The following is a 20,204-nucleotide window of genomic DNA, read 5'->3' on the forward strand; positions in this document are numbered from 1 at the left end:
TGCTAATAGGTGACTTCTTTAACAACACAGCTCTCAGAAGAGCCAAGAATAAAGGGATTTATTTTGCTCACTAGTTTGATGTCCCGGCTGGGAAGAGAGCATAAAAACCTAGAGCCTGTAGAAGAGTTTATTTTATTCCAAGGGCTAATGGGTGTATTGGCGATTTTGCCATTTGCTGTTTGGCGTTTCTGGAGTGGAAACATAGAGCAGGGAATGGTTGATCTGCTTATTGTTGTGTTTATGGTCGTTATTGGAGCGTACGTATTCGCAACAGGGCGTTATCGCTTAGCCGGGATAATTTTTACCATGACCTACTCGCTGGGCATGGTTCTATCTGTGTATGTTAGGGGAACCGAGCTGCTTTTTTGGGCTTACCCTGTCACGTTAGCATGCTATTTTACCGTGCGCCTCAAAGAAGCGACAGCTATCTCCCTCATGTGCCTTGCTTTGGTAACTTGGCTGATTCGCGATATTGTAGAGCCTTCAGAAATGCTGCGTTTTGTAGTCACCTATGTGCTGGTGGCGATGTTTGCGTTTATTTTTGCTCGTCGTGTACATCATGACCGAGTGCGTTTGTCGGTGGCAGCCACCGTCGATTCATTAACCGGTGCAGGGAACCGCCGGGCGATGGATGATGAAATAGAAAGTGTTGTTTCTTCATTTTCTCGCCGTCCAATGCCTGTCTCCATAGTGCTCTTTGATATCGATCATTTTAAGCGAATTAATGATAACCATGGTCATGGCGTGGGTGATCAGTTTTTGCAGCGTTTTGTCGAATTCATGCAGGTACTGCTGCGCCGTAATGAAAAGCTCTTTCGTTTAGGCGGTGAAGAGTTTGTGGTGATTGTTGAAGGTGATGTGCAAGAGGCACAAAACTTAGCGGATCAAATTCGCCATTTGCTTGAAAAGACCCGTTTAATCCCAGGTTTATCTGTCACTGTATCGGTGGGCGTGGCGCAATTACGGGAAAAAGAGGATAGCCGAGATTGGATGAAACGCGCGGATGATGCGCTATATCGAGCCAAACATTATGGCCGTAATCAGGTGTGCTCTGCAACGACCAACTGAATAATTTGGACTAGCCGATGGCGGCATACGGTGAGTGCTTGGAAAATAGTCTGTGGGGCTATGGACGGTGCCGCTGGGAGGCACCGTCGCGTGGTGCTAGCTTTTCATCTTACGGTAGATAAAGAGCAAAATCACAGCGCCTAAGGTTGCTAAAGCAAAGCTACCTAGATTAAAGCCATCTACTTTACCCATGCCTAACAAGGTACCCAAGTAACCACCGAGTAAACCGCCACCAATACCCAACAAAATAGTAATGATACAACCACCAGGGTCTTTACCAGGCATGATCCATTTTGCTAATGCGCCGGCTAACAGCCCCATAATAATCCACGATAAAATACCCATATAACCTCTTTGCACTTTCTGCTTTAAATTAAACAGTCAATAATCTGTATTAGGCTTATAAGACGGTTTTCAAACTGAATGATGTCTGAAAATATCTACACAAGTGCGTAATAAGCGCTTTGATTAGTTAATTGAGATATCTACCATCAAGTCGCTGGCGATAGATTCTAGTGCTGCTTGTAGTTCGTCTACGTCCAGAGACTCGGGTGCGAGTAACTGTGCTTCTGCTTTAAATAGCAGCTCGGCCGACATGGAACCCGATACTAATTGGGTATCTAGGTGCTCAACATTAATTTGCCGCGCGGCAAGTGCTTGAGATATATCCCTAACGATTCCCGGTTTGTCGTGGCCTATAAGGTCGAGCGTTATAGGCTTTAGTGATACCTCACGGGCTTGGTCGTCACTGATTTCGCTTGATACTTTTAGCCCGCTGGACTGAAGCGCTTGCAGTGCGGCTTGTAGCGAATTAACTTGTGCCTCTGGTAAATCGACGAGTACGATACCTGCGAACTTGCCGCCAAGGCGAGAAAGGCCAGACTCAAGCCAGTTACCGCCATGAGAGACAATCGCGTGAGATAATTGTTCGACGAGTCCCGGTTTGTCTGGTCCGATGACCGTGAGTACGAGAGATGTCATGAGATGGCTCCCTGAATTATTTTGTTTTTGTACCCGAAGGATACTACACAAGTATGGAAACCGTGCTAAGTGCTTTATGGCCCATTTTTGCTTTATTAGTGTTAGGCCAGCTAGGTCGTCGATATCAGTTCCCAGGTGATGCCTTTTGGCTGCCGGCTGAAAAGCTTACCTATTTTGTATTATTCCCCGTGATGTTGATCGATCGATTGGGGTCGGCTGATATGAGTGGGGTTCCGGTTTTTTCGATCGCCGTCGCTATTGTAGTGATGCTGCTAACCGGTTCAGCGGTATGTTATTTACTCAAACCTTGGTTAAAGTTAACTGCTGCCGGCTTTACCTCTTTCTATCAAGGCGGCATACGCTTTAATACTTATGTAGCTTTAGCTGCGGCCGCCGCGTTATTTCAAGGCGATGCTATAGCAATCTCTGCCGTTATTATCGGTATTATGATTCCGCTTATTAACGTACTGTGCATTCTGGTTTTTTCGTTACACACAACCGCTACGCCGAGCGTGAAAAATGTCGTTATCAATTTATCGAAAAACCCACTAATACTCAGCTGCCTACTGGGTATCTTTTTAAATACAAGCGGACTTGGCGTGCCCTCTGGATTTAGCTCTGTAGCGGGTTTGTTGGGTGCCATGGCTTTACCTTTGGGATTATTGGCCGTTGGCGCGGGCCTAAATTTAAATACCCTGCGTACTGGTAAAACGGCTATTTGGGTTTCATCTGTCGTAAAGCTGGCCATATTTCCTGTCATTATGTGGATAACGTGCTGGAGTTTAGGCTTTACGGCACAAATGACGGCTTTGATGTTGGTGTTTGCGGCAGTGCCAACGGCCTCGTCTGGGTATATTTTGGCTCGACAACTGGGAGGCGACACTGAGTTAATGGCGGCAATTATTACCGGACAAACTCTTTTGTCATTTCTATTTATGCCGTTAGTGATGTGGTTTGTGCTTTAAAGACGAATTGCTTGCTGGAGCCTTCGAGTCAGAAAATTTTCTTGTTTTTCAGCTGTTTTTCGCTAAAACTTATAAAAATAACTAAGAAAACAGCGTAACTTGCGGATAAGTTATACGTAAAGCTTGATTTTTTTACAGAATATGAAAGACTCTTTGCTGATTTTTTGCGAACAAGTTTAACATCACTGTTTTTTCAAGTTTATTTTTTAAAAAAATTTAGAGCGTTACTATGCGAAAGGGTCCAGATCTTGTCATGTTAGTGATTACCGCCTTTGTCATCGGTTCTGTTATTACCGGTGTCTTTTCACAAACAGATTTTGAACTGGCGTCCATTGTCTCTCAAGTTTTTAGCCGCCAAGGCTAGCCTTGCTCAACTCACGGTAGCTACGGCTACTTCCATTGCGCCACTAAACTCTACTTCTTCTGCTCCCTATTATGATGAATAGGTGTGTAAAGCCTTGTCTGTAGCAACAGCACTGAGGGGAATGTCCCATGGTTCGATGGGTAGCGTGTCTACCTTTTGAAGCTCATGAGCTAAACCAATTAAGCGAGGCTTGTTAATCCCCGGTTTTTTTAGGTAGCTAAAGGTGCGATCGTAGTAGCCGCCTCCCATTCCCAGTCGCCCTCCGTTCGTATCAAAGCCAACCAGTGGCATGAGTACGAGGTCGATGCGCTTGGCGCTTAACATGCGATGGTAAGGCTTGCGAGGCTCTAAAATTCCATATTTATTGCGCTTCATTGGGGTGCTTGGTGTGTATTGCGTAAACCACAGGCGGTTATGACTCAAGGGATGCAAGACAGGCAGATAGACTCGCTTATTGTGTCTGTGACACCATTCAATGATGGGCTGAGTGCCTATTTCGCCATCTGAGTCTATATAAACCGCAATGTGTTTTACGCGCTGAATTGCGGGTATTTTACCCAGCTGGTTGAGAAGCCGTCTGCTCGCTTCCTTTTGCTGTAGTGGAGTAAGTGCGCGGCGTTGGCGGCGCAGCTTGGAGCGCAACTGTTGGCGTGTATCCATACTGACCTTAAGGTTTGGCTTGATAAAGGTAGGAAGGACTTCCCGAGGTACCGATATTGGTTGTGGCCCTGAACCCGAAGGTTCAAGGAGGAGATTCCCGAGATGTATTAGGCTTTCCGAAGAACGGACATGCTCACAACACCTGCTAAGAAAATCCAATCTGGTGTTTATCGGCTCGAGGGACGTAACCAATTGTCAGTTACCCCAGGAAGCCCTTGCATTATAACGCTATAAATTAAGATGTCAGGTCTTGTAATTTTTTATCTTAATGCTATGTGAAATACATAACATAATGATTTTACTGTAAAAAAAATTACGATGAATGATCTTCAGGTTGACCTTTTTCTAGTTTGGCTAAGGATTGATCTATTTTACTACCAAGGCGTTGTATGCGGGATTCGATCAGCTCAGATTGCTGGGCTTTATTTTGTAGTAGTTCGTGAGACATATTGAGCGCGGCCATTACGGCGATGCGATCTAGTCCTAGTAATTTACCCGTATCGCGTATTTCGCGCATTTTTGTATCAAGGTATTCAGCCGAGGCAAATAATTCGGCCTCAGCGCCATCTGGGCAGCCGACTACATATTCCTTGTCCAGTATTCGAATTGATACTTTTTGGCTTTTCCCTTGGCTCATGTGTTCTGCTCCAGTGATTTGAGGCGCTGAATCATTTTCTCGACCTGAGCGCGAGTTTGATCGTTCACCTGAAGCAATCGAGCCTTATCATGGCGGACGTTTTGCTCGGCTTCACGCAGTTGTCGGTTTTCATATTCCAAACGAGCGCAACGTTGCAGTAGTTGATCTATTTTTTGTTCGAGTGCGTTAAAATAGTGATCTGTCATCTTGAGGTCCGGCATTCCTAGCTCTGAGCTTTATTATGCTGACTATAATCAGGCTCTATTGTAGGGTCAATTCTGCCTAAGCTCCATGGATGCGTTACACTTAGCGTAATTCTATGTGACGATTGATAATTCGAGAGTGTTTTAATGACTTTAGCGCAACATGATGAACTCCTTACTTTTGACCAAATAGCCAATGTGCTTGTATCTGAAGAGGTACTAACGGTATCGCCTGCTGAGCTTCATGGCTGGCTTGCCGGTCAATTAGCTTCCGGGGCACGTTTAACGCCTGATTTATGGCTGAAGACGGTATGCGAGCTTTTAGAGTTATCAGGGTTATCACACGAGACGAGCAAAATAGGGTTAATTGGCTTGTACCAACAAACATTAGGCCAACTCGAAAGCTTTGATATGGGGCTGTCGATGCTACGGCCTGATGATGAGTCACCTGTTCATCAACGCACCGAAGCGTTGGGGCAGTGGACTCAGGGCTTTATGACAGGTTTCGGTTATCAAGGTAAGCAGACCGATCAGTCGTTATCAGCAGAGGCAAAAGAGTCGTTGACTGATTTATCGCAAATTGCCCAAGTTTCCAGTGAGGATGTGGAAGATACAGACGAAGCCGAGTCTGACCTGATGCAACTTGAGGAATATGTTCGGATGGCTGCATTAATGCTGTTTGCCGAGTGCAATAAACCCGACGATACACAAGAGTCTGCACCACAAGCAATGCACTAAGAGCGTTGCCATAGGATGGAGGTATGATGGATTACCCGCGTATAGAACAGGCTGAATTTGCCGCTCGACGTGAACGCTTAGCCGAGCAAATGGATGATAGCAGCGCTGCTATCGTACCCGCAGCAAGCTTACAGCCACGTAACAATGATGTTGAGTTTCCGTTTCGACAAGACAGCGATTTCTACTACCTAACAGGCTTTGATGAGCCGGATGCGGTCATGTTGCTCATTAAGCGAGCCGGTGTGGTGACTTATCATTTGTATTGTTTGCCTCGTGACCCTCACATGGAAATTTGGCATGGGTTCCGCCACGGGCCAGAAGGCGCCAAGGCAATTTTTGGTGCTGATGAGTCAGGTTCTGTAGAGGCGTTAGATGATAAAGTCCCAACGCTGCTAGACGGCATTGCTCAGCTGTATTTTTGTATGGGTAGTCACTTGGCTACGCAAGAGCGCGTAGAAGCATGGTTAACGGTTATGCGTCAGCAGGTGAGGCAAGGGGTGCAAGCGCCGACACAACTGACGGATTTGGCACCCTGCCTGCACGATATGCGTTTAATCAAGTCCGAAGCTGAAGCAGCCGTCATGCGCGCTGCCGGTGAGATATCGGCACAAGCTCACATCCGCGCGATGCAAGCATGTAAACCGGGTATGAAAGAGTATCAACTCGAAGCCGTAATCACTCATCACTTTATGAATGAAGGCTGCCGTCTACCGGCCTATTCAAGTATTGTCGGTGGGGGGGAGAATGCGTGTGTTCTGCATTATGTGAGCAATCGTGACACGCTGCGCTCTGGCGATTTAGTGTTAATTGATGCTGGCTGTGAACATGATTATTACGCTGGGGATATAACGCGGACGTTTCCCGTTAATGGTCAATTTAGCGACGAGCAAAAAGCACTCTACGAGCTGACATTAAAGGCGCAGTATGCCTGTTTGGATATGATTAAGCCGGGAGTACCGTGGGAGGCAATCCATGATTGCTCTGTGCGCGTCATTACCGCAGGGCTAATTGAACTGGGTTTATTGTCTGGCCAGTTGGACGCGCTGATAGAAGAAGGCGCTCATCGTGAGTTCTACATGCACAAGCTGGGACATTGGCTGGGTCTGGATGTCCATGATGTAGGTAACTATAAGGTTGATGGCCAATGGCGAACACTGCAGCCGGGTATGGTGATGACGGTTGAACCTGGTATTTATGTATCGCCATCCAACATGTCCGTTGATGCGCGTTGGCGTGGTATAGGAATACGTATTGAAGACGATGTATTAATCACTGAAACAGGGCATGAAGTCCTGACGGCATCGGTTCCTAAAACCGTTGATGAAATAGAAGCATTAATGGCGGCCGTATGACAGAAAAAAGTAACAAAGAGGCAAGCGCTGCAGTGCAAACATTCGATATTGTCATTATCGGTGGCGGTATGGTGGGTGCTAGCTTGGCTGCGGCGCTGCTGCCTGCCGCTCAGTCGCTTGATTTACAGATCGCCATGATCGAATCCCAGCCTCTACCGGATGACGATTTGACGGTTTACCAGCCTAGCTATGATGCCCGAGCCACTGCGTTATCTTATGGCACCCGATCATTATACGAGCATATCGGTGTTTGGCCGGCGATCTCGGAGCAAGCGACCCCTATCACCCACATTCATGTGTCGGATAAAGGCCACTTTGGTGCTGCTCGCTTAAGCGCCGAGCAAGAAAAAGTACCTGCTCTAGGGTACGTGGTAGAAAACCACTGGCTTGGGCGTGTGTTGCTTAATCATTTACAAACCCATACAAACCATGAGCGCCTTACGCCGATCTGCCCTGCTCACGTGTCTCATGTGGCGCGTGTAGAATCCGGTATGGAAGTAACCGTTGACATTAACGGCGTTGAGCAAGTTATTCGTGCGGCGTTGGTGGTGATGGCTGATGGCGGTCGTTCTGACTTACGTGAACAGTTAGGCATTGGCTATCAGCAAACTCAATATGATCAGCATGCTGTTGTAGCGGTTATTAGTCCCGATCGATCGCACAAAAATATTGCGTATGAGCGATTCACACCCGACGGACCAGTTGCTTTATTGCCGCTTGCCACGCATGACCAAGATAACCGTTGTGGCCTTGTGTGGACAGTACCATCAGATGAATTAGAAGAAACGCTTGCCATGTCGGACGACGCTTTTATAGCCAAGGTACAAGAGCGTTTTGGTTATCGTGCCGGGCGGTTTGTAAAAGTGGGAGAGCGGTTCAGTTATCCGCTTAAAAAAGTCGTAGCGGATGAACAGGTACGTTCAGGTTTAGCGATACTAGGCAATGCGGCGCATGCTTTACATCCGATTGCTGGCCAAGGCTACAATTTGGCTTTACGGGGTGTTGTTGCCTTGGCTCAACAATTAATTGATGCACGCCAACGCGGTGTTGGGCTGGGTGATCTTACAATGCTCCAAGCTTACTATCGTGCGCGCATTGATGATCAGGAACGCACGATAGGTTTGAGCGATAAGACGATGCGCTTGTTCTCAAATACAAATCCATTGCTCGCTTTGGGGCGTGATGTTGGCTTGCAAGCGATGGATATCTGCCCAATAGCCAAAACAATATTTGCCCGTGGGGCCATGGGCTTGGACATTCCGGCGCCAGATTTAACGGCTTCATAACAATGGTAACCACAATAGGGTTTAGGTATTAAAATGACAGTGCAGACGGCAGATGTCGTAGTAATAGGCGCCGGAATGGTCGGGTTGTCCGCTGCGGTAGCGTTCGCCCAACAAGGCTTACAGGTTGTTGTACTTGAACAAAAAACGAGTCAATTAGCACAGGCTATGTCCCAAGCGAAGGCTCAGCAAGATGTGGGTTATGATTCGCGAGTGAGTGCCTTGACCTGCGCGTCTGAGCAGTGGCTTAAAAGCTTAGGGGCGTGGCCACTGATGCAAGGTTTGCGTATACACCCTTACACAGATATGGATGTGTGGGATGGCGAAGGCAGCGGACATATCCACTTTTCCAGCCGAGAACTTCATGAGCCGCACTTGGGGCATATTGTAGAGAACCGAGTCACGGTGGCTGCTCTTATGGAAATAGCCGCGGGTTTGAAATCCCTAACCTGGGTGGCTGGCGTCAGTGTTGAAGCCATGAGTGATGTAGCAGCAGATGGCACTCGACAGCTAACCTGTAGTGATGGGCAACTATGGCAAACGGCGTTAGTGGTCGCGGCTGATGGCGCCATGTCTGGGGTTCGTCGTATGGCGTCGATTCCCATGTGGGAGTGGGACTACGGCCATCATGCAATTGTTACGACGGTTACCACTGAAAAGCCCCACCGTAACACGGCGTGGCAGCGTTTTACGGATGATGGCCCGTTGGCATTTTTACCGCTCAGTGACCCCCATTCTTGCTCCATTGTATGGTCAACGTCACCGGATCATGCACGAGATCTGATGTCAGGCGACGACCAAAGTTTTTGTGATTTGCTCACGCGTAGTTTTGAGCAGCGCTTAGGTCAGGTGCAAACAACCGCTGAGCGTTCGGTTTTTCCGTTGCGTCAGCGTCACGCCAAGTACTATGTTAAGGCCGCTCTGGCGGTTATTGGCGATGCGGCCCACACCATCCATCCCTTGGCGGGGCAAGGCGTTAATTTAGGGCTAATGGACGCCGCTGCTTTGGTGGAAACGGTGCTGCAGGCGCGCGATCGGGGTGATCAATGGAGCAGTGAAGCGGTTTTGTTACGCTATCAGCGCCAACGGCAAGCGGCGAATATTCAAATGTCTGCGGGCATGGAATTCTTTAAACAATTATTTGGGCATCAGCAGCCGTTGCTTAAGCTTATTCGTAACACGGGAATGAATACGCTGAACAAATTATCTCCGATAAAACAACACATTGTCATGCAGGCGATGGGGCTTAAAGGCGATCTGCCCGCTATGGCTCAACGTAAAAGCGGATGAATAAAACGATACGGGCTGGACTAAAGAAGCATCGTGCGGCAGGCTCAAGCATTGATCTGCTGCGCAAATCCCTATAAATTGACCTCCCTTTTTTATTTTCGGGCTTAGGGTTAGCGCTGATTCATGGCTTAATAAGCTCTACATGCAACAAACACCAGCGAGTTTGTGACGAATGGCAAAGAAGACTGCGTTGTACGATCTACACCAATCCATGGGTGCTAAAATGGTTGATTTTGGCGGCTGGGATATGCCGATCAACTATGGCTCTCAAATAGAAGAACACAATAAAGTACGTCAGGCATCAGGCATGTTTGATGTGTCTCACATGACAATCGTCGATGTTACTGGCGCCGATGCGGCTGATTATTTGCGCCGCTTGTTAGCGAATGATGTCGCTCGCCTTACCGTGAAGGGTAAAGCGATGTATAGCGGTATGCTCAATGACAATGGTCATGTCATCGACGATCTCATTGTATATCTAATGAGCGAACCTCATGTATCAGGTGAGTGGTTTCGCGTCGTCGTAAACTGTGCAACACGTGATAAAGATTTGCGGTGGATGGCTGAGCAAGCAGCACGCTTTGATGTGGCCTTAACCGAACGACCTGAATTGGCGATGGTTGCCGTACAAGGACCTGAGGCTATAGCGTTAACTAAAACAGTCTTGAGTGAGTTCCGCCAGCGCCTGATTGATGGCCTCGACGTGTTCCAAGGTTGCGAGTCGGAAGGTTGGTTTATAGCCCGAACTGGTTATACCGGTGAAGATGGGTTAGAAATTATGGTTCCTGACGATGAAGTGGTCGCTTTTTGGCAAGCATTAGCCGATGCGGGTGTGTCACCTTGTGGTTTGGGCGCGCGTGATACATTGCGCTTAGAAGCGGGTATGAACCTATATGGCTCTGATATGGATGAAACGGTTACGCCGTTGCAGTCGGCTATGGGCTGGACCATAGCTTGGGAGCCTGAAACACGTCAGTTTATTGGTCGCGAAGCGCTTGAAGCACAAAAAGCGGCGGGTGTACCTAATAAGCTAGTAGGGCTAGTATTAGAACAGCGTGGCATTTTACGCGGTCACCAAAAAGTAATCGTGGAAGGTTTAGGTGAAGGTGAAATTACCAGCGGTAGTTTTTCACCAACACTCAACGTATCAATTGCTTTGGCGCGTGTTCCTGCAGGAACGGGTGCAGAAGCTATGGTTGATATGCGTGGCAAACAAGTGCCGGTCAAAGTGGTTCGTCCACCTTTTGTCCGTCATGGCAAAAAAGTTTTTTCTTAACCTCCTTAGACAGGAACCGGGAAGATGAGTGATATTCGTAACGAACTGAAATATGTATCTAGCCATGAGTGGATCCGTGATGAGGGTGATGGCACCGTCACTATCGGTATTACTGACCATGCGCAAGATTTGCTAGGTGATGTTGTATTTGTTGAGTTACCGGAAGAGGGCTCAGAAGTAGGCGCAGGTGACGACGCGGGTGTTGTTGAGTCTGTGAAAGCTGCATCAGATATTTATGCGCCTGTTTCAGGTGAAGTGGTTGCTGTTAACGAGCAGCTTGAAGAGTCTCCTGAGCTGGTTAACAGTGATCCTTACGGCGACGGTTGGTTCTTCCGCCTTAAGTTATCGGATGCTTCTGAACTAGACGACTTGCTAGACGCCGCGGCGTATGGCGAGCTGTGCGAAGACGAAGAATAAGCGCTAAGGTAGCCAACACATACCTAACATAGCTTATGTGTGGCCTACTAGCCTTACTAAAAAACCCCGGAATTCCGGGGTTTTTTGTGCCTGCTGTGTAGCGTAAATACTAGCTGCGGTTGTGTGTTTGCTCGATACCAGCCGCGAGATCTCTTTCTGCTGCCGGGTCGAAGTGGACACCAGCATCATCTACCGTACCGGCGAGTGGATCATCATAGATAGTGGTATCCAGCTGGTTTTCACTTTTTGCGACAACGACTGACACGACAGCATCGCCTGAAATATTAACGGCAGTGCGGATCATGTCGAGCAGGCGGTCAACACCGAGGATTAAACCAATACCTTCGATAGGTAAGCCAACTTGGGCGAATACCATCGATAACATAATTAAGCCCACGCCAGGCACGCCTGCGGTACCAATTGACGCCAATACCGACATCATAATAACGGTTAAATACCCGCTCATGCCAAGTTCGACATTGTAGATGTTAGCAATGAATACCGTTGCAACCCCCTGCATGATGGCCGTGCCGTCCATGTTGATTGTTGCGCCAAATGGTACGGTAAAAGACGCCACGGAGTTTTTAACCCCCATTCGTTCGGTGACGGTACGAAGGGTCACGGGGATCGTCGCATTCGAGCTGGAGGTACTGAATGCGAAAACTTGTGCGTTACGGATCTTTTTAAGAAAGACGAAGGGGCTAAGGCCAGAAAAGAGCTTGAGGACAACTTGAAGCGTTACAAACAGGTGGAATAAAAGAACACCAATCAGAACAAGTACGTATCCCAATAGCTGACCTAGTAAATCTAAGCCTAGGTTTGCCATCGCTTTCGCAATCAAACAAAAGACCGCATAAGGTGCGACAGACATGACGATAGTTACCATTTTCATCATGACTTCATTTAGCACTTCAATAAAGTCAGCAACACTACTGGCTTTACGTCCTACTAGCAAAATGCTGGTACCAAAGAGGATAGCGAAGAAGATGACTGGCAGCATGTCGCCTTTCGCCATGGCATTAATAGGGTTGGTTGGAACAATGTTGATGAGCACATGGCTCAGTGGAGGTGCGTCTTTACCAGTGAAGACGGCTTCAGAAACGGCGTCCATACCTTGGCCAATACCCAAGCCTGCGGCAATAATCAAAGCGGACGCAATAGCCACCGCGGTGGTAATTAAATAAAGTACAAAGGACTTAGAACCAATACGCCCTAATAATTTGATATCACCGATGCCGCATACGCCGCAAATTAGTGAGAAGAACACTAATGGCACAACGAGCATTTTGAGAGCGTTAACGAACATGGTTCCAACAACATGGAATAGTCCGTTAGTTAGGTAGCCGTAAATCCATCCGTCAGGACTGTTGAGCCCCAGTAGGTTAATGGATAATCCGACAACTATCCCTAGTAGCATGCCAATTAGGACTTTAATGGTAAGACTCATACACACCTCCGTGTTAGTTTAGATCACAATACCATTGTCATCCGAGTATGACTATTCTGAAATATTGCCTTATTTATCCGTGATAAACAGCCGCTAACGCAGAGATTATCGACCTGACCTTAGCAAGGGTGTAAGCTTAACCTTAATTATTTTTTATCCCGGCTAAGGCCGGGATTGTCGTCTAAAGCGTCTGTCGAGAGTGTCATGTCTCTAAATACCTTAATTTTGAATAGTGGTGCTGACCGCCGTCTGCGCGCAGGTCATGTGTGGATTTACAGCAACGAAGTCGATAACAAACGTTCACCGCTCAAACAATTTGCGCCCGGCGAGCAAGTGCTCGTTGAATCAAGCCAAGGTAAAGCGATGGGCATTGCTTATATCAACCCTAATACGTTGATTTGTGGGCGTATGATCAGCCGCGATACGCGTTACCGTCTTGATCGTTCCTTATTGGTGCATCGTATCAATATTGCATTATCTTTACGTGAAGCTTGCTTTGATAAGCCGTGTTACCGCCTTGTGTTTGGTGATTCTGATGCTTTGCCCGGTCTGGTGATTGATCGCTTCTTTGATGTGTTTGTTGTACAAATTTCCACGGCTGGAATGGAAGCGGCTGTGGATGAAGTGGTCGCCGCTTTAAATAAGATCTTTACGCCGCAGGCTATTGTTTTACGGTGCGATGGTAAAATGCGCACTACAGAAGGGCTGGAAAGCTACATTGAAGTAGTGCAAGGCGAAGTGCCTGAGCTATGTCCGCTGGAAGAAAACGGAGTGCCCTTATTAGCACCTATCTTAACGGGTCAAAAAACGGGCTGGTTCTACGATCATCGTGACAGCCGCGCCGAGATGCAGCGCCATGTTCAAGGTAAGCGAGTACTCGACTTGTTCAGTTACGTGGGGGGCTGGGGTGTACAGGCATTAGCCGCTGGAGCTGATGAAGTCACCTGTGTGGATGCCTCTGAAACAGCCTTAGAAGTCGCACTAGAAAATGCACGTATCAATAATGCAGATGACCGTTTTGTCGGCTTAAAAGGAGATGCATTTGATACTTGCAAAGCGCTAATACAAGAGCAAGAACGCTTTGATGTGATTGTTGTGGATCCACCTGCATTTATCGCCCGTCGCAAAGACATCAAAAATGGTGAGCGGGCGTATGCGCGTATCAATAACATGGCGATGCGTTTATTGAAAAAAGACGGCATATTAATTAGTGCCTCATGCTCTATGCATTTAGAGCGCGCTAGCTTGATTGATATTATCCGCAGCAATGCACGCGAGCTCGATCGTACGGCACAGATCTTCCATCAAGGGCACCAAGGCGCAGATCACCCGGTACATCCCGCGATCCCAGAAACGGACTATTTAAAATCTTTTAGTGTTCGCGTCTTACCGGGGAGCTAAATGGCACTGGGCTGGTCATACCAGTGATTCAAACGTCAGCAAATAAGGAGAGGGTATGCAGTATCGTAAACTAGGTAGTAGTGATTTAGCCGTGAGCCGCATCTGCTTAGGCACTATGACATTCGGTAATCAAAACACGGAAGCACAGGCGCACGAGCAATTAGACTATGCCGTCGCTCACGATGTGAACTTTATCGATGCTGCCGAAATGTACCCCGTGCCGACGTCTCCAGAAACACAGGGCCGAACAGAAACTTACATTGGCAACTGGCTTAAAAAACGTGGCAAGCGGGATGATTTAATCATCGCAACCAAAGCGGCTGGCCCCGCAGAAATGACCAGTTACCTGCGCCCTAATTTACACTTTGATCGCCCTAATCTGCGTGAAGCCATTGAGAAAAGCTTGCAGCGTTTGCAAACCGACTATGTCGACCTCTACCAGCTACATTGGCCTGATCGTCAAACCAACTTCTTTGGCAAATTGGGTTATACACATGACGCCTCTAAAGATGGTACGCCCATCCTAGAGACTCTGCAGGTGCTCCAAGAGCTGGTGGATGAAGGAAAAATTCGTCACATCGGCCTCTCAAATGAAACGGCTTGGGGTGCTATGAGCTTTCTAAAGTACGCCGAGATGCACGATTTGCCGCGTATTGTGAGTGTTCAAAACCCATATAGCTTATTGAATCGCTCGACCGAGGTTGGCTTGGCTGAAGTAATGCAGCGCGAGCAGGTAGATTTGTTGTCTTACTCACCCTTAGGGTTTGGCGTATTGTCGGGTAAGTACCTAAATGGGCAAATGCCAAAGGGATCACGCTTATCATTGTTCCCAAGCTATGCGCGCTATACAAATGAAAACGGTGTAGCTGCGACGCAAGCTTACGTATCACTCGCGAAAGAGCATGGCATCGATCCTTCGCAGCTGGCACTGGCGTTTGTGAATTCGCGCCCATTTTTAGCATCTACTATTATCGGTGCCACCACCATGGAACAGTTGGCTATAAACATAGCGTCTGATGATGTTGAACTAAACAGCGATATTCTTGAAGCAATCGAGACTATCCATCAACGTTACACATACCCGTGTCCGTAAGCCAATGACGCTTAACTAAAAGAGCCTACACGGCTCTTTTTTATGTGTGCTTGCCCTCAAAGCAGCATAAACAGGGCTAATAACTCATAGCTATTATCAATATAGCTAGATCTCATTGGGCAAAACTCGTAAACGCGTTAATACTGGATGCAATCCCTATCGGGAAAACAAACAGAGGTTATCGACATGTTTAAAGTAAAACACTTAATGAGCCATCAGGTTACGCCCCTAACCATGGAAACGTGCCTCACTGATGCCGTCGATCAGCTACTTTCAAGTGGTTTCTTGGGGTTGCCTGTTGTTGATGAAAAAAAGCAGCTGGTGGGCTTTCTATCAGAACAAGACTGTATCAAAGCATTGATCACTGACAGCTACCACTGTGATTCACATATCCAAGTGAAGGATATTATGCACAAGAACCCCTTGTTCGTATCGGCTGAGTTATCCATCCTAGAACTGGCGACCATCATGGGGAAAGATAAGCCCAAAATCTTCCCTGTGGTGGATGATTTTAATCGTATCGTGGGGATCATCACCCGCTCACAAGTCATGTCATCGCTTAATCAGTCGCTAAAAGGGTGCCGAGTGGCGTAGTGAACATAAATAGTCAACGTGGAAGTAAACACCGCAGTATGGATGATTAGTCTGTACTGCTTTTGTATGCGTACCGTCTGGCACTACGTTAGACTTCTCACAATAAACCTACAGATGCTCTCAACGGGTATAGGTCAAATTCCTATTTTTAGGTAGGAGGTGGTTCGAGAAGCGATACCCGACTACAATATTGGTCTTCTTTTCGCACATAGAGCAGGACGCTCGTAAGGTTAGATCATGGAATGGGGTAAAGCATACAATGATATTTTCGCGACCAATAAACGCATTGCAAACAGCGAAGCTATACAAAAAGCTAAGCTATACAAAAAGCTAAGAACCTAAAACCTGTTGTAAATACCCCCGCATCACCACCTCTGGGTGTCCCTCCTGGTTTTTCTAGCAAAGGTAACCCAGAGAAAATGGAGTACTCTCAATTACCTGAAGGGAGAATACCATTATTACCGCTTCGCTTTGCGTTAAGTAACGAGGCTATCCTCAAGACGAGAAAGAGTCTTCATAACTAGGTTAGTCATGGATTTTAAGTAGATTATCGAAAGTGCTGATTTTTAGAATGTTTTGATAAAGATAAAGCTTATCTTAATGTGGATAAGAAGGTTTGTAATAAGGTTGCGCGTTATGCTGGAAGTCGTCGTATTTATATCCGGGTTAAACTGTTTTATAAAGACGTCAATTTTTCCAATAACAGTGAATGGTTATCTTTAGAGCTGAGTGATGTGTAATGCAAATCTTTTATATGAACGGCAAAAAGCTGTACGCGGGTGATGCGTTTCTTCAGTTTAAAGAATTTATTCAGTATTTTGGCTTAAAACGTAGTTTTCGTTATGTGAATGGATGTGTTGTTTTAGAACCTTTTATGCAGATGTGGGTGAGATCGCTATTTGTTATGTTATTTACGGTGGGAATGATCTTTTTACTGTTGAGTGGCGCACTAGGTACTGGGAAAGGTTCTATAATCGATGAATTACGTTGGTATTATGATTTTGATGATCGCGCTTATGAAGCAAATCTTCGTATAAGAGATGATTTTGATCCGAATAATGAATCACATGTAAGTCTTTTTGAAAGTTCAAAACGCTATTGGAAAACCCATAATCATATTCCTCCTGACTTAGCCCCGCTCCTCATCGCTACCGTTCCACTACTCATTAGCCTCTTTCGCCGTCGTGAGGCCTTGGTGGTCTTCGATAAAAAGCGACGTCTTATTTACACCGTTAAAGACGGGAAGGTTTACTATCACAAAGTTTATGACCTTAACTATCTGCCCTTCACAACGAATACGGGGGCAATATCGGCCAGCTCGTTAATCATTCCGCTGAATGTTGGTTTATATAAATGGAAAAACGAAAAATGCCTCACTCACAAAGAGGTGTTCAGTACAGGTATCTTTTACCCCGACAGCAATTGCCAGCAGCAATTTTTGTGCATATTGCTGAATGCTTATTTTAGCAACCAAAATAAAGATACCGATGACGCATGGCTTACCTCCATCTTAATCACCGGCCCTTCAAAAAAGTTTCTAGAATTTTTGGATAAAATCGTCCTCTTTAGCTTTAGAAAACGAGAAGACCCGTTCTCCCCAGAGGTGCAAGCGGTTATCGATCAGATCATGGTCGAGTTCAAGGATCTGGAAGAGGGCGATATGGATTTTGAAGACTTTGACTTTAGCTATCGTAAGCCGTTAGGTACGCAATGATCTCTTTTTTCTACATGAACGGCAAAAAGCTGTACGCGGGTGATGCGCTTATTCAGTTTAAAGAATTTATTCAGTACTTCGGGTTAAAACGTAGTTTTCGTTATGTGAATGGATACGTTGATATTTCCCCTGACAAAGATTCGCCTTTGGAAGAGCAAAATCAGGTTGATAGTCATGTCGACTAGGTCTGTAGAGTAGATGAAAAATATCATTAAATTTCCCGAGTATCTATCTAGATCTAACAAGGTAATTGCATTGTTAGTCTTTTTTTTGTTTTCGGCAGGCGTTTTATTAAGTGACTATGTAAGCACTGGGTATGGCGATGAAAAATATAATATAGATATATTCGATGAGATGTATGATGATTATATATATATGATTTCAAAAAATTTGTGGACATAGAATGGGTAAAACATAAGGAAATGAATGTGGATGTTTATGCAAGTGTTGAAGATTTATATCAGGACTTATATAACTCACATAGGAAAATGAACCTATCCCATAAAATATCGAAATTATTATTCTTTTATCTATTTCCTGTTTACTGTTTATTATTTTTTCTTTTCTACCCCAATATGCACCCCATTGTGGTTAACCGCTCCAAAGGCATCATCTACACCGTACGTCGGGGTCAAGTCTACTTGTACAAAGTGGGTAAAGTAGAAGAAAGGCAGACAGAGCTCATTCATAAAGACGGAGAGCCGGTGCTTACTTACAAATCGATGGGTTGCACCACGCTGTGGCTTGATTCGATTGAAACGGGGAGACGGAAAAAATTCTATGCTGGCTACTACCCGCCAAGCCCATTTATGGCAGGTGATATATTTTTTAAAATATGTGCAGCATTGATGGATAACCATATTTTCCCTGACAAAGATTTGCCTTTGGAGGACAAATGGAAGCCAATCCGTTGGCTTTTTGAGATATATCTATACCCTTCTTTTTTACATAAGAAGGTTGACCACCCCACCTATTTAGCGCAGATAGAGGCTTACCTAAATGCGCACCCAAAATGCTGAAAGCTATGATAGTAAATCACCGCCAAACTAAGGTATGTCTTACCTTAGTTTGTTAAATTATCAGCCACTACAACTCTGTTTCGGCCTTGGTTTTTAGCAGAGTAAAGGGCTTTGTCAGCTAAGCTTAACGATTCTTCAATTGTTGCTTCGCTATCAACAGACCAAAAAGAAAGGCCTAGCGAGATGGTGATGTTGTGTACGTTGTCTGGCATTTCGCTCAGTTCTGTATTGGCTCGTAAACGCTCTGCGAGGACGGTGGCGGCCTTAAGGTCTGTTCCCGGTAATAACATAAGGAATTCCTCTCCACCTGAACGACACAGTACGTCAGCACCTCTAAAACTGTCAGTCATGAGTTTGGCTACCAACTGAATGACCTTATCACCCATATCATGCCCAAAATTGTCATTGATACGTTTAAAGTGATCTATGTCGATAGCAATAATTGAAAAATAACTATGGTTCTTTTGTAGCTCGGTAATCATGACTTTTAACCCACGGCGGTTATAAAGCTTTGTCATGGGGTCAGTTAATGAATCCAAGTTAAGTTTGTTTATTCTTTGGTTAACTAAGTTCATTCCGCTTAATAAAGCCTGCTTAATCCTGTCGGCTTCAAAATACCACGAGCGTATGCTGCGTATTCGATCGTTGATGAAATGTGAGTCAAGGTCTTCTACGGCACTAGCTAGTTTGCCAAGAGGCTGCGAAATTAAGTAGGTGCAAAACCAAATAAATACCAACGTTAATATCGCCAAAGGAACAGTATTAATAATCACTTTTTTAATCTGGGAATTAAGCTCAGCTAACGTGATCGACACCGGCTTTTGGGCCACTACGCCCCACCCACTGATGGGGATATATGCATAGCCTGCAAGCATGTCTACCCCTTTACTGTTAACCACTCTGTCTGCTCCCGAGTTGCCTTTAATAACAGTATCAATAACGGAGTTGTTTGTAATAATCTCGCCCACTCTGTCGGGGTGATAGATAAGCCTTTTATGTTTGTCGACGACGTACAGGTAAGAGCTATCACGATGATAGTGCTCACCTAGAATAGAGTTTAAAATGTTTTCTTTTTCTAAATAAAATGACCCGCCCACATAACCTAAATAGCGTTTATCAGCCGAAAAAATAGGATAGCTTTGTACAATAATATAATTATTTACTGCTGATACATAAGGATCACTGATAATCGGTTTTTTGAGCTCTATTGCTTCGATGGAACCGGCGGAACGTATTTTTACTCCTTTTAACGGTATGCTCGTTGGGTGGAATGAGAGCATAGTCCCATCATTTCTCACCACAAAAACAGAGTTGAAGTTATTATTCTGCATTAATAACCGCTCTGTTTCTGCTGTTAACACAGCGTCATCATCCATCTTGTCTTGTAGCGTTTTGGCACTGTAGGCGAGCTGCTGTTGGCTGGATAAAAGGAATTGCTCTGTACTATAGGCGAGCTTAGCCGCATATACTCTGTTTGACTCTAGAGTATTGTTGATTATTATTTCACGCTGGACACTATAGCTTGCATAAATAGTGTTTATAAATGTAATGATCGCAATAAATATAGAAAGTAATAATATTAATCGCTTTAAATCAATACGGAATTTAAAAGGTGAAGGCATGGTTATCCATTAAATATTTTACTTATATAATTTACATTTTTAATAAAATATTTTATTAAAACAGTTTTTAAAAATTTGGG

At 45.6% G+C, this 20,204-nt stretch carries 22 protein-coding genes and 1 other RNA gene; 15 read left to right on the forward strand and 8 right to left on the reverse strand.

All coding sequences use genetic code 11. The annotated features are described in order from the left end of the window. Window positions 1-9: 9 nt before the first annotated feature. Complete coding sequence (locus OW491_RS10220; RefSeq protein ID WP_290035860.1) at window positions 10-1,068, forward strand: diguanylate cyclase; 1,059 nt, start codon at window positions 10-12, stop codon at window positions 1,066-1,068. 96 nt (window positions 1,069-1,164) lie between these two features. On the opposite strand, the gene OW491_RS10225 is transcribed toward OW491_RS10220, so the two are convergent. Both OW491_RS10225 and OW491_RS10230 read right to left on the reverse strand, forming a co-directional pair. After that, on the reverse strand, window positions 1,165-1,413 hold the full coding sequence (locus OW491_RS10225) for a GlsB/YeaQ/YmgE family stress response membrane protein (protein ID WP_075174023.1): 249 nt from the start codon (window positions 1,411-1,413) through the stop codon (window positions 1,165-1,167). Window positions 1,414-1,536: 123 nt separating this feature from the next. Further along, a complete protein-coding gene (locus OW491_RS10230; protein ID WP_075174024.1) occupies window positions 1,537-2,049 on the reverse strand; it encodes an ACT domain-containing protein in 513 nt (170 codons plus the stop codon). Between the two features lie 53 nt (window positions 2,050-2,102). On the opposite strand from OW491_RS10230, the gene OW491_RS10235 reads away from it, so the two are divergent. Continuing rightward, window positions 2,103-3,014 carry an AEC family transporter gene (locus tag OW491_RS10235; protein WP_290035861.1) on the forward strand — a complete coding sequence of 304 codons (912 nt, stop codon included), beginning with the start codon at window positions 2,103-2,105 and terminating at the stop codon, window positions 3,012-3,014. 229 nt (window positions 3,015-3,243) lie between these two features. Further along, entirely contained in the window at window positions 3,244-3,378 is a 135-nt protein-coding gene (locus OW491_RS10240; RefSeq protein ID WP_277252404.1) for a hypothetical protein, read from the forward strand. Window positions 3,379-3,447: 69 nt separating this feature from the next. On the opposite strand, the gene OW491_RS10245 is transcribed toward OW491_RS10240, so the two are convergent. The 4 genes from OW491_RS10245 to OW491_RS10260 form a co-directional block, all read right to left on the reverse strand. Beyond that, window positions 3,448-4,038 (reverse strand): 5-formyltetrahydrofolate cyclo-ligase, encoded by a 591-nt coding sequence (locus OW491_RS10245; protein ID WP_075174026.1) that lies wholly within the window; start codon window positions 4,036-4,038, stop codon window positions 3,448-3,450. Window positions 4,039-4,073: 35 nt separating this feature from the next. Beyond that, window positions 4,074-4,252, reverse strand: a non-coding RNA gene (gene ssrS, locus OW491_RS10250) — 6S RNA. A 99-nt stretch (window positions 4,253-4,351) separates the two neighbouring features. Next, complete coding sequence (locus OW491_RS10255; RefSeq protein ID WP_075174027.1) at window positions 4,352-4,675, reverse strand: cell division protein ZapA; 324 nt, start codon at window positions 4,673-4,675, stop codon at window positions 4,352-4,354. After that, complete coding sequence (locus tag OW491_RS10260; RefSeq protein WP_075174028.1) at window positions 4,672-4,881, reverse strand: TIGR02449 family protein; 210 nt, start codon at window positions 4,879-4,881, stop codon at window positions 4,672-4,674. Before OW491_RS10260 ends, OW491_RS10255 begins: the two co-directional genes overlap by 4 nt. A 144-nt stretch (window positions 4,882-5,025) precedes the next feature. On the opposite strand from OW491_RS10260, the gene OW491_RS10265 reads away from it, so the two are divergent. From OW491_RS10265 to gcvH, 6 genes are all read left to right on the forward strand, one after another. Then, window positions 5,026-5,616, forward strand: coding sequence for a UPF0149 family protein (locus tag OW491_RS10265; RefSeq protein WP_075174029.1), 591 nt, complete (start codon window positions 5,026-5,028; stop codon window positions 5,614-5,616). Window positions 5,617-5,639: 23 nt separating this feature from the next. Next, on the forward strand, window positions 5,640-6,968 hold the full coding sequence (gene pepP, locus OW491_RS10270) for a Xaa-Pro aminopeptidase (protein ID WP_290035865.1): 1,329 nt from the start codon (window positions 5,640-5,642) through the stop codon (window positions 6,966-6,968). After that, window positions 6,965-8,254 carry a 2-octaprenyl-6-methoxyphenyl hydroxylase gene (ubiH, locus tag OW491_RS10275; protein WP_290035867.1) on the forward strand — a complete coding sequence of 430 codons (1,290 nt, stop codon included), beginning with the start codon at window positions 6,965-6,967 and terminating at the stop codon, window positions 8,252-8,254. The genes pepP and ubiH overlap by 4 nt, the downstream gene beginning before the upstream one ends. A 33-nt stretch (window positions 8,255-8,287) precedes the next feature. After that, entirely contained in the window at window positions 8,288-9,541 is a 1,254-nt protein-coding gene (locus OW491_RS10280) for a UbiH/UbiF/VisC/COQ6 family ubiquinone biosynthesis hydroxylase (protein WP_075174032.1), read from the forward strand. Window positions 9,542-9,713: 172 nt separating this feature from the next. Beyond that, a complete protein-coding gene (gcvT, locus tag OW491_RS10285) occupies window positions 9,714-10,817 on the forward strand; it encodes a glycine cleavage system aminomethyltransferase GcvT (RefSeq protein ID WP_215151562.1) in 1,104 nt (367 codons plus the stop codon). A 24-nt stretch (window positions 10,818-10,841) separates the two neighbouring features. Next, complete coding sequence (gcvH, locus tag OW491_RS10290) at window positions 10,842-11,234, forward strand: glycine cleavage system protein GcvH (protein ID WP_075174034.1); 393 nt, start codon at window positions 10,842-10,844, stop codon at window positions 11,232-11,234. Window positions 11,235-11,343: 109 nt separating this feature from the next. Here gcvH and OW491_RS10295 read toward each other — a convergent pair whose 3' ends face one another. Further along, window positions 11,344-12,681, reverse strand: coding sequence for a dicarboxylate/amino acid:cation symporter (locus OW491_RS10295; RefSeq protein WP_290035870.1), 1,338 nt, complete (start codon window positions 12,679-12,681; stop codon window positions 11,344-11,346). A gap of 204 nt (window positions 12,682-12,885) precedes the next feature. On the opposite strand from OW491_RS10295, the gene OW491_RS10300 reads away from it, so the two are divergent. The 6 genes from OW491_RS10300 to OW491_RS10325 all read left to right on the forward strand — a co-directional run bounded on the left by OW491_RS10300 (window position 12,886) and on the right by OW491_RS10325 (window position 18,502). Continuing rightward, entirely contained in the window at window positions 12,886-14,082 is a 1,197-nt protein-coding gene (locus OW491_RS10300; protein ID WP_075174036.1) for a class I SAM-dependent rRNA methyltransferase, read from the forward strand. A gap of 55 nt (window positions 14,083-14,137) precedes the next feature. Continuing rightward, window positions 14,138-15,175 carry an NADP(H)-dependent aldo-keto reductase gene (locus OW491_RS10305; protein ID WP_075179571.1) on the forward strand — a complete coding sequence of 346 codons (1,038 nt, stop codon included), beginning with the start codon at window positions 14,138-14,140 and terminating at the stop codon, window positions 15,173-15,175. Window positions 15,176-15,361: 186 nt separating this feature from the next. Then, window positions 15,362-15,769, forward strand: a complete 408-nt coding sequence (locus tag OW491_RS10310) for a CBS domain-containing protein (RefSeq protein ID WP_075174038.1) — start codon at window positions 15,362-15,364, stop codon at window positions 15,767-15,769. Between the two features lie 739 nt (window positions 15,770-16,508). After that, window positions 16,509-17,483 carry a hypothetical protein gene (locus OW491_RS10315; protein ID WP_290035873.1) on the forward strand — a complete coding sequence of 325 codons (975 nt, stop codon included), beginning with the start codon at window positions 16,509-16,511 and terminating at the stop codon, window positions 17,481-17,483. Beyond that, window positions 17,480-17,668, forward strand: a complete 189-nt coding sequence (locus tag OW491_RS10320) for a hypothetical protein (protein ID WP_290035874.1) — start codon at window positions 17,480-17,482, stop codon at window positions 17,666-17,668. The genes OW491_RS10315 and OW491_RS10320 overlap by 4 nt, the downstream gene beginning before the upstream one ends. Window positions 17,669-17,911: 243 nt before the next feature. After that, complete coding sequence (locus OW491_RS10325) at window positions 17,912-18,502, forward strand: hypothetical protein (protein WP_290035876.1); 591 nt, start codon at window positions 17,912-17,914, stop codon at window positions 18,500-18,502. A 44-nt stretch (window positions 18,503-18,546) separates the two neighbouring features. Here OW491_RS10325 and OW491_RS10330 read toward each other — a convergent pair whose 3' ends face one another. Further along, a complete protein-coding gene (locus tag OW491_RS10330; RefSeq protein ID WP_290035877.1) occupies window positions 18,547-20,124 on the reverse strand; it encodes a sensor domain-containing diguanylate cyclase in 1,578 nt (525 codons plus the stop codon). Between the last annotated feature and the right edge of the window lie 80 nt (window positions 20,125-20,204).

The sequence above is a fragment of the Neptunomonas sp. CHC150 genome, from assembly GCF_030397555.1.
GTDB lineage: Bacteria > Pseudomonadota > Gammaproteobacteria > Pseudomonadales > Balneatricaceae > Neptunomonas > Neptunomonas phycophila.

Bases quoted from the DNA above. Each gene is read 5' to 3' on its own strand.
- OW491_RS10330 (WP_290035877.1), bottom strand. From the start codon at position 20,124: ATGCCTTCACCTTTTAAATTCCGTATTGATTTAAAGCGATTAATATTA.
- OW491_RS10235 (WP_290035861.1), top strand. From the start codon at position 2,103: ATGGAAACCGTGCTAAGTGCTTTATGGCCCATTTTTGCTTTATTAGTG.
- OW491_RS10305 (WP_075179571.1), top strand. From the start codon at position 14,138: ATGCAGTATCGTAAACTAGGTAGTAGTGATTTAGCCGTGAGCCGCATC.
- OW491_RS10245 (WP_075174026.1), bottom strand. From the start codon at position 4,038: ATGGATACACGCCAACAGTTGCGCTCCAAGCTGCGCCGCCAACGCCGC.
- OW491_RS10280 (WP_075174032.1), top strand. From the start codon at position 8,288: ATGACAGTGCAGACGGCAGATGTCGTAGTAATAGGCGCCGGAATGGTC.
- ubiH (WP_290035867.1), top strand. From the start codon at position 6,965: ATGACAGAAAAAAGTAACAAAGAGGCAAGCGCTGCAGTGCAAACATTC.
- OW491_RS10310 (WP_075174038.1), top strand. From the start codon at position 15,362: ATGTTTAAAGTAAAACACTTAATGAGCCATCAGGTTACGCCCCTAACC.
- pepP (WP_290035865.1), top strand. From the start codon at position 5,640: ATGATGGATTACCCGCGTATAGAACAGGCTGAATTTGCCGCTCGACGT.
- gcvT (WP_215151562.1), top strand. From the start codon at position 9,714: ATGGCAAAGAAGACTGCGTTGTACGATCTACACCAATCCATGGGTGCT.
- OW491_RS10260 (WP_075174028.1), bottom strand. From the start codon at position 4,881: ATGACAGATCACTATTTTAACGCACTCGAACAAAAAATAGATCAACTA.
- OW491_RS10240 (WP_277252404.1), top strand. From the start codon at position 3,244: ATGCGAAAGGGTCCAGATCTTGTCATGTTAGTGATTACCGCCTTTGTC.
- OW491_RS10230 (WP_075174024.1), bottom strand. From the start codon at position 2,049: ATGACATCTCTCGTACTCACGGTCATCGGACCAGACAAACCGGGACTC.
- OW491_RS10295 (WP_290035870.1), bottom strand. From the start codon at position 12,681: ATGAGTCTTACCATTAAAGTCCTAATTGGCATGCTACTAGGGATAGTT.
- OW491_RS10315 (WP_290035873.1), top strand. From the start codon at position 16,509: ATGCAAATCTTTTATATGAACGGCAAAAAGCTGTACGCGGGTGATGCG.
- OW491_RS10265 (WP_075174029.1), top strand. From the start codon at position 5,026: ATGACTTTAGCGCAACATGATGAACTCCTTACTTTTGACCAAATAGCC.
- OW491_RS10300 (WP_075174036.1), top strand. From the start codon at position 12,886: ATGTCTCTAAATACCTTAATTTTGAATAGTGGTGCTGACCGCCGTCTG.
- gcvH (WP_075174034.1), top strand. From the start codon at position 10,842: ATGAGTGATATTCGTAACGAACTGAAATATGTATCTAGCCATGAGTGG.
- OW491_RS10225 (WP_075174023.1), bottom strand. From the start codon at position 1,413: ATGGGTATTTTATCGTGGATTATTATGGGGCTGTTAGCCGGCGCATTA.
- OW491_RS10255 (WP_075174027.1), bottom strand. From the start codon at position 4,675: ATGAGCCAAGGGAAAAGCCAAAAAGTATCAATTCGAATACTGGACAAG.
- OW491_RS10320 (WP_290035874.1), top strand. From the start codon at position 17,480: ATGATCTCTTTTTTCTACATGAACGGCAAAAAGCTGTACGCGGGTGAT.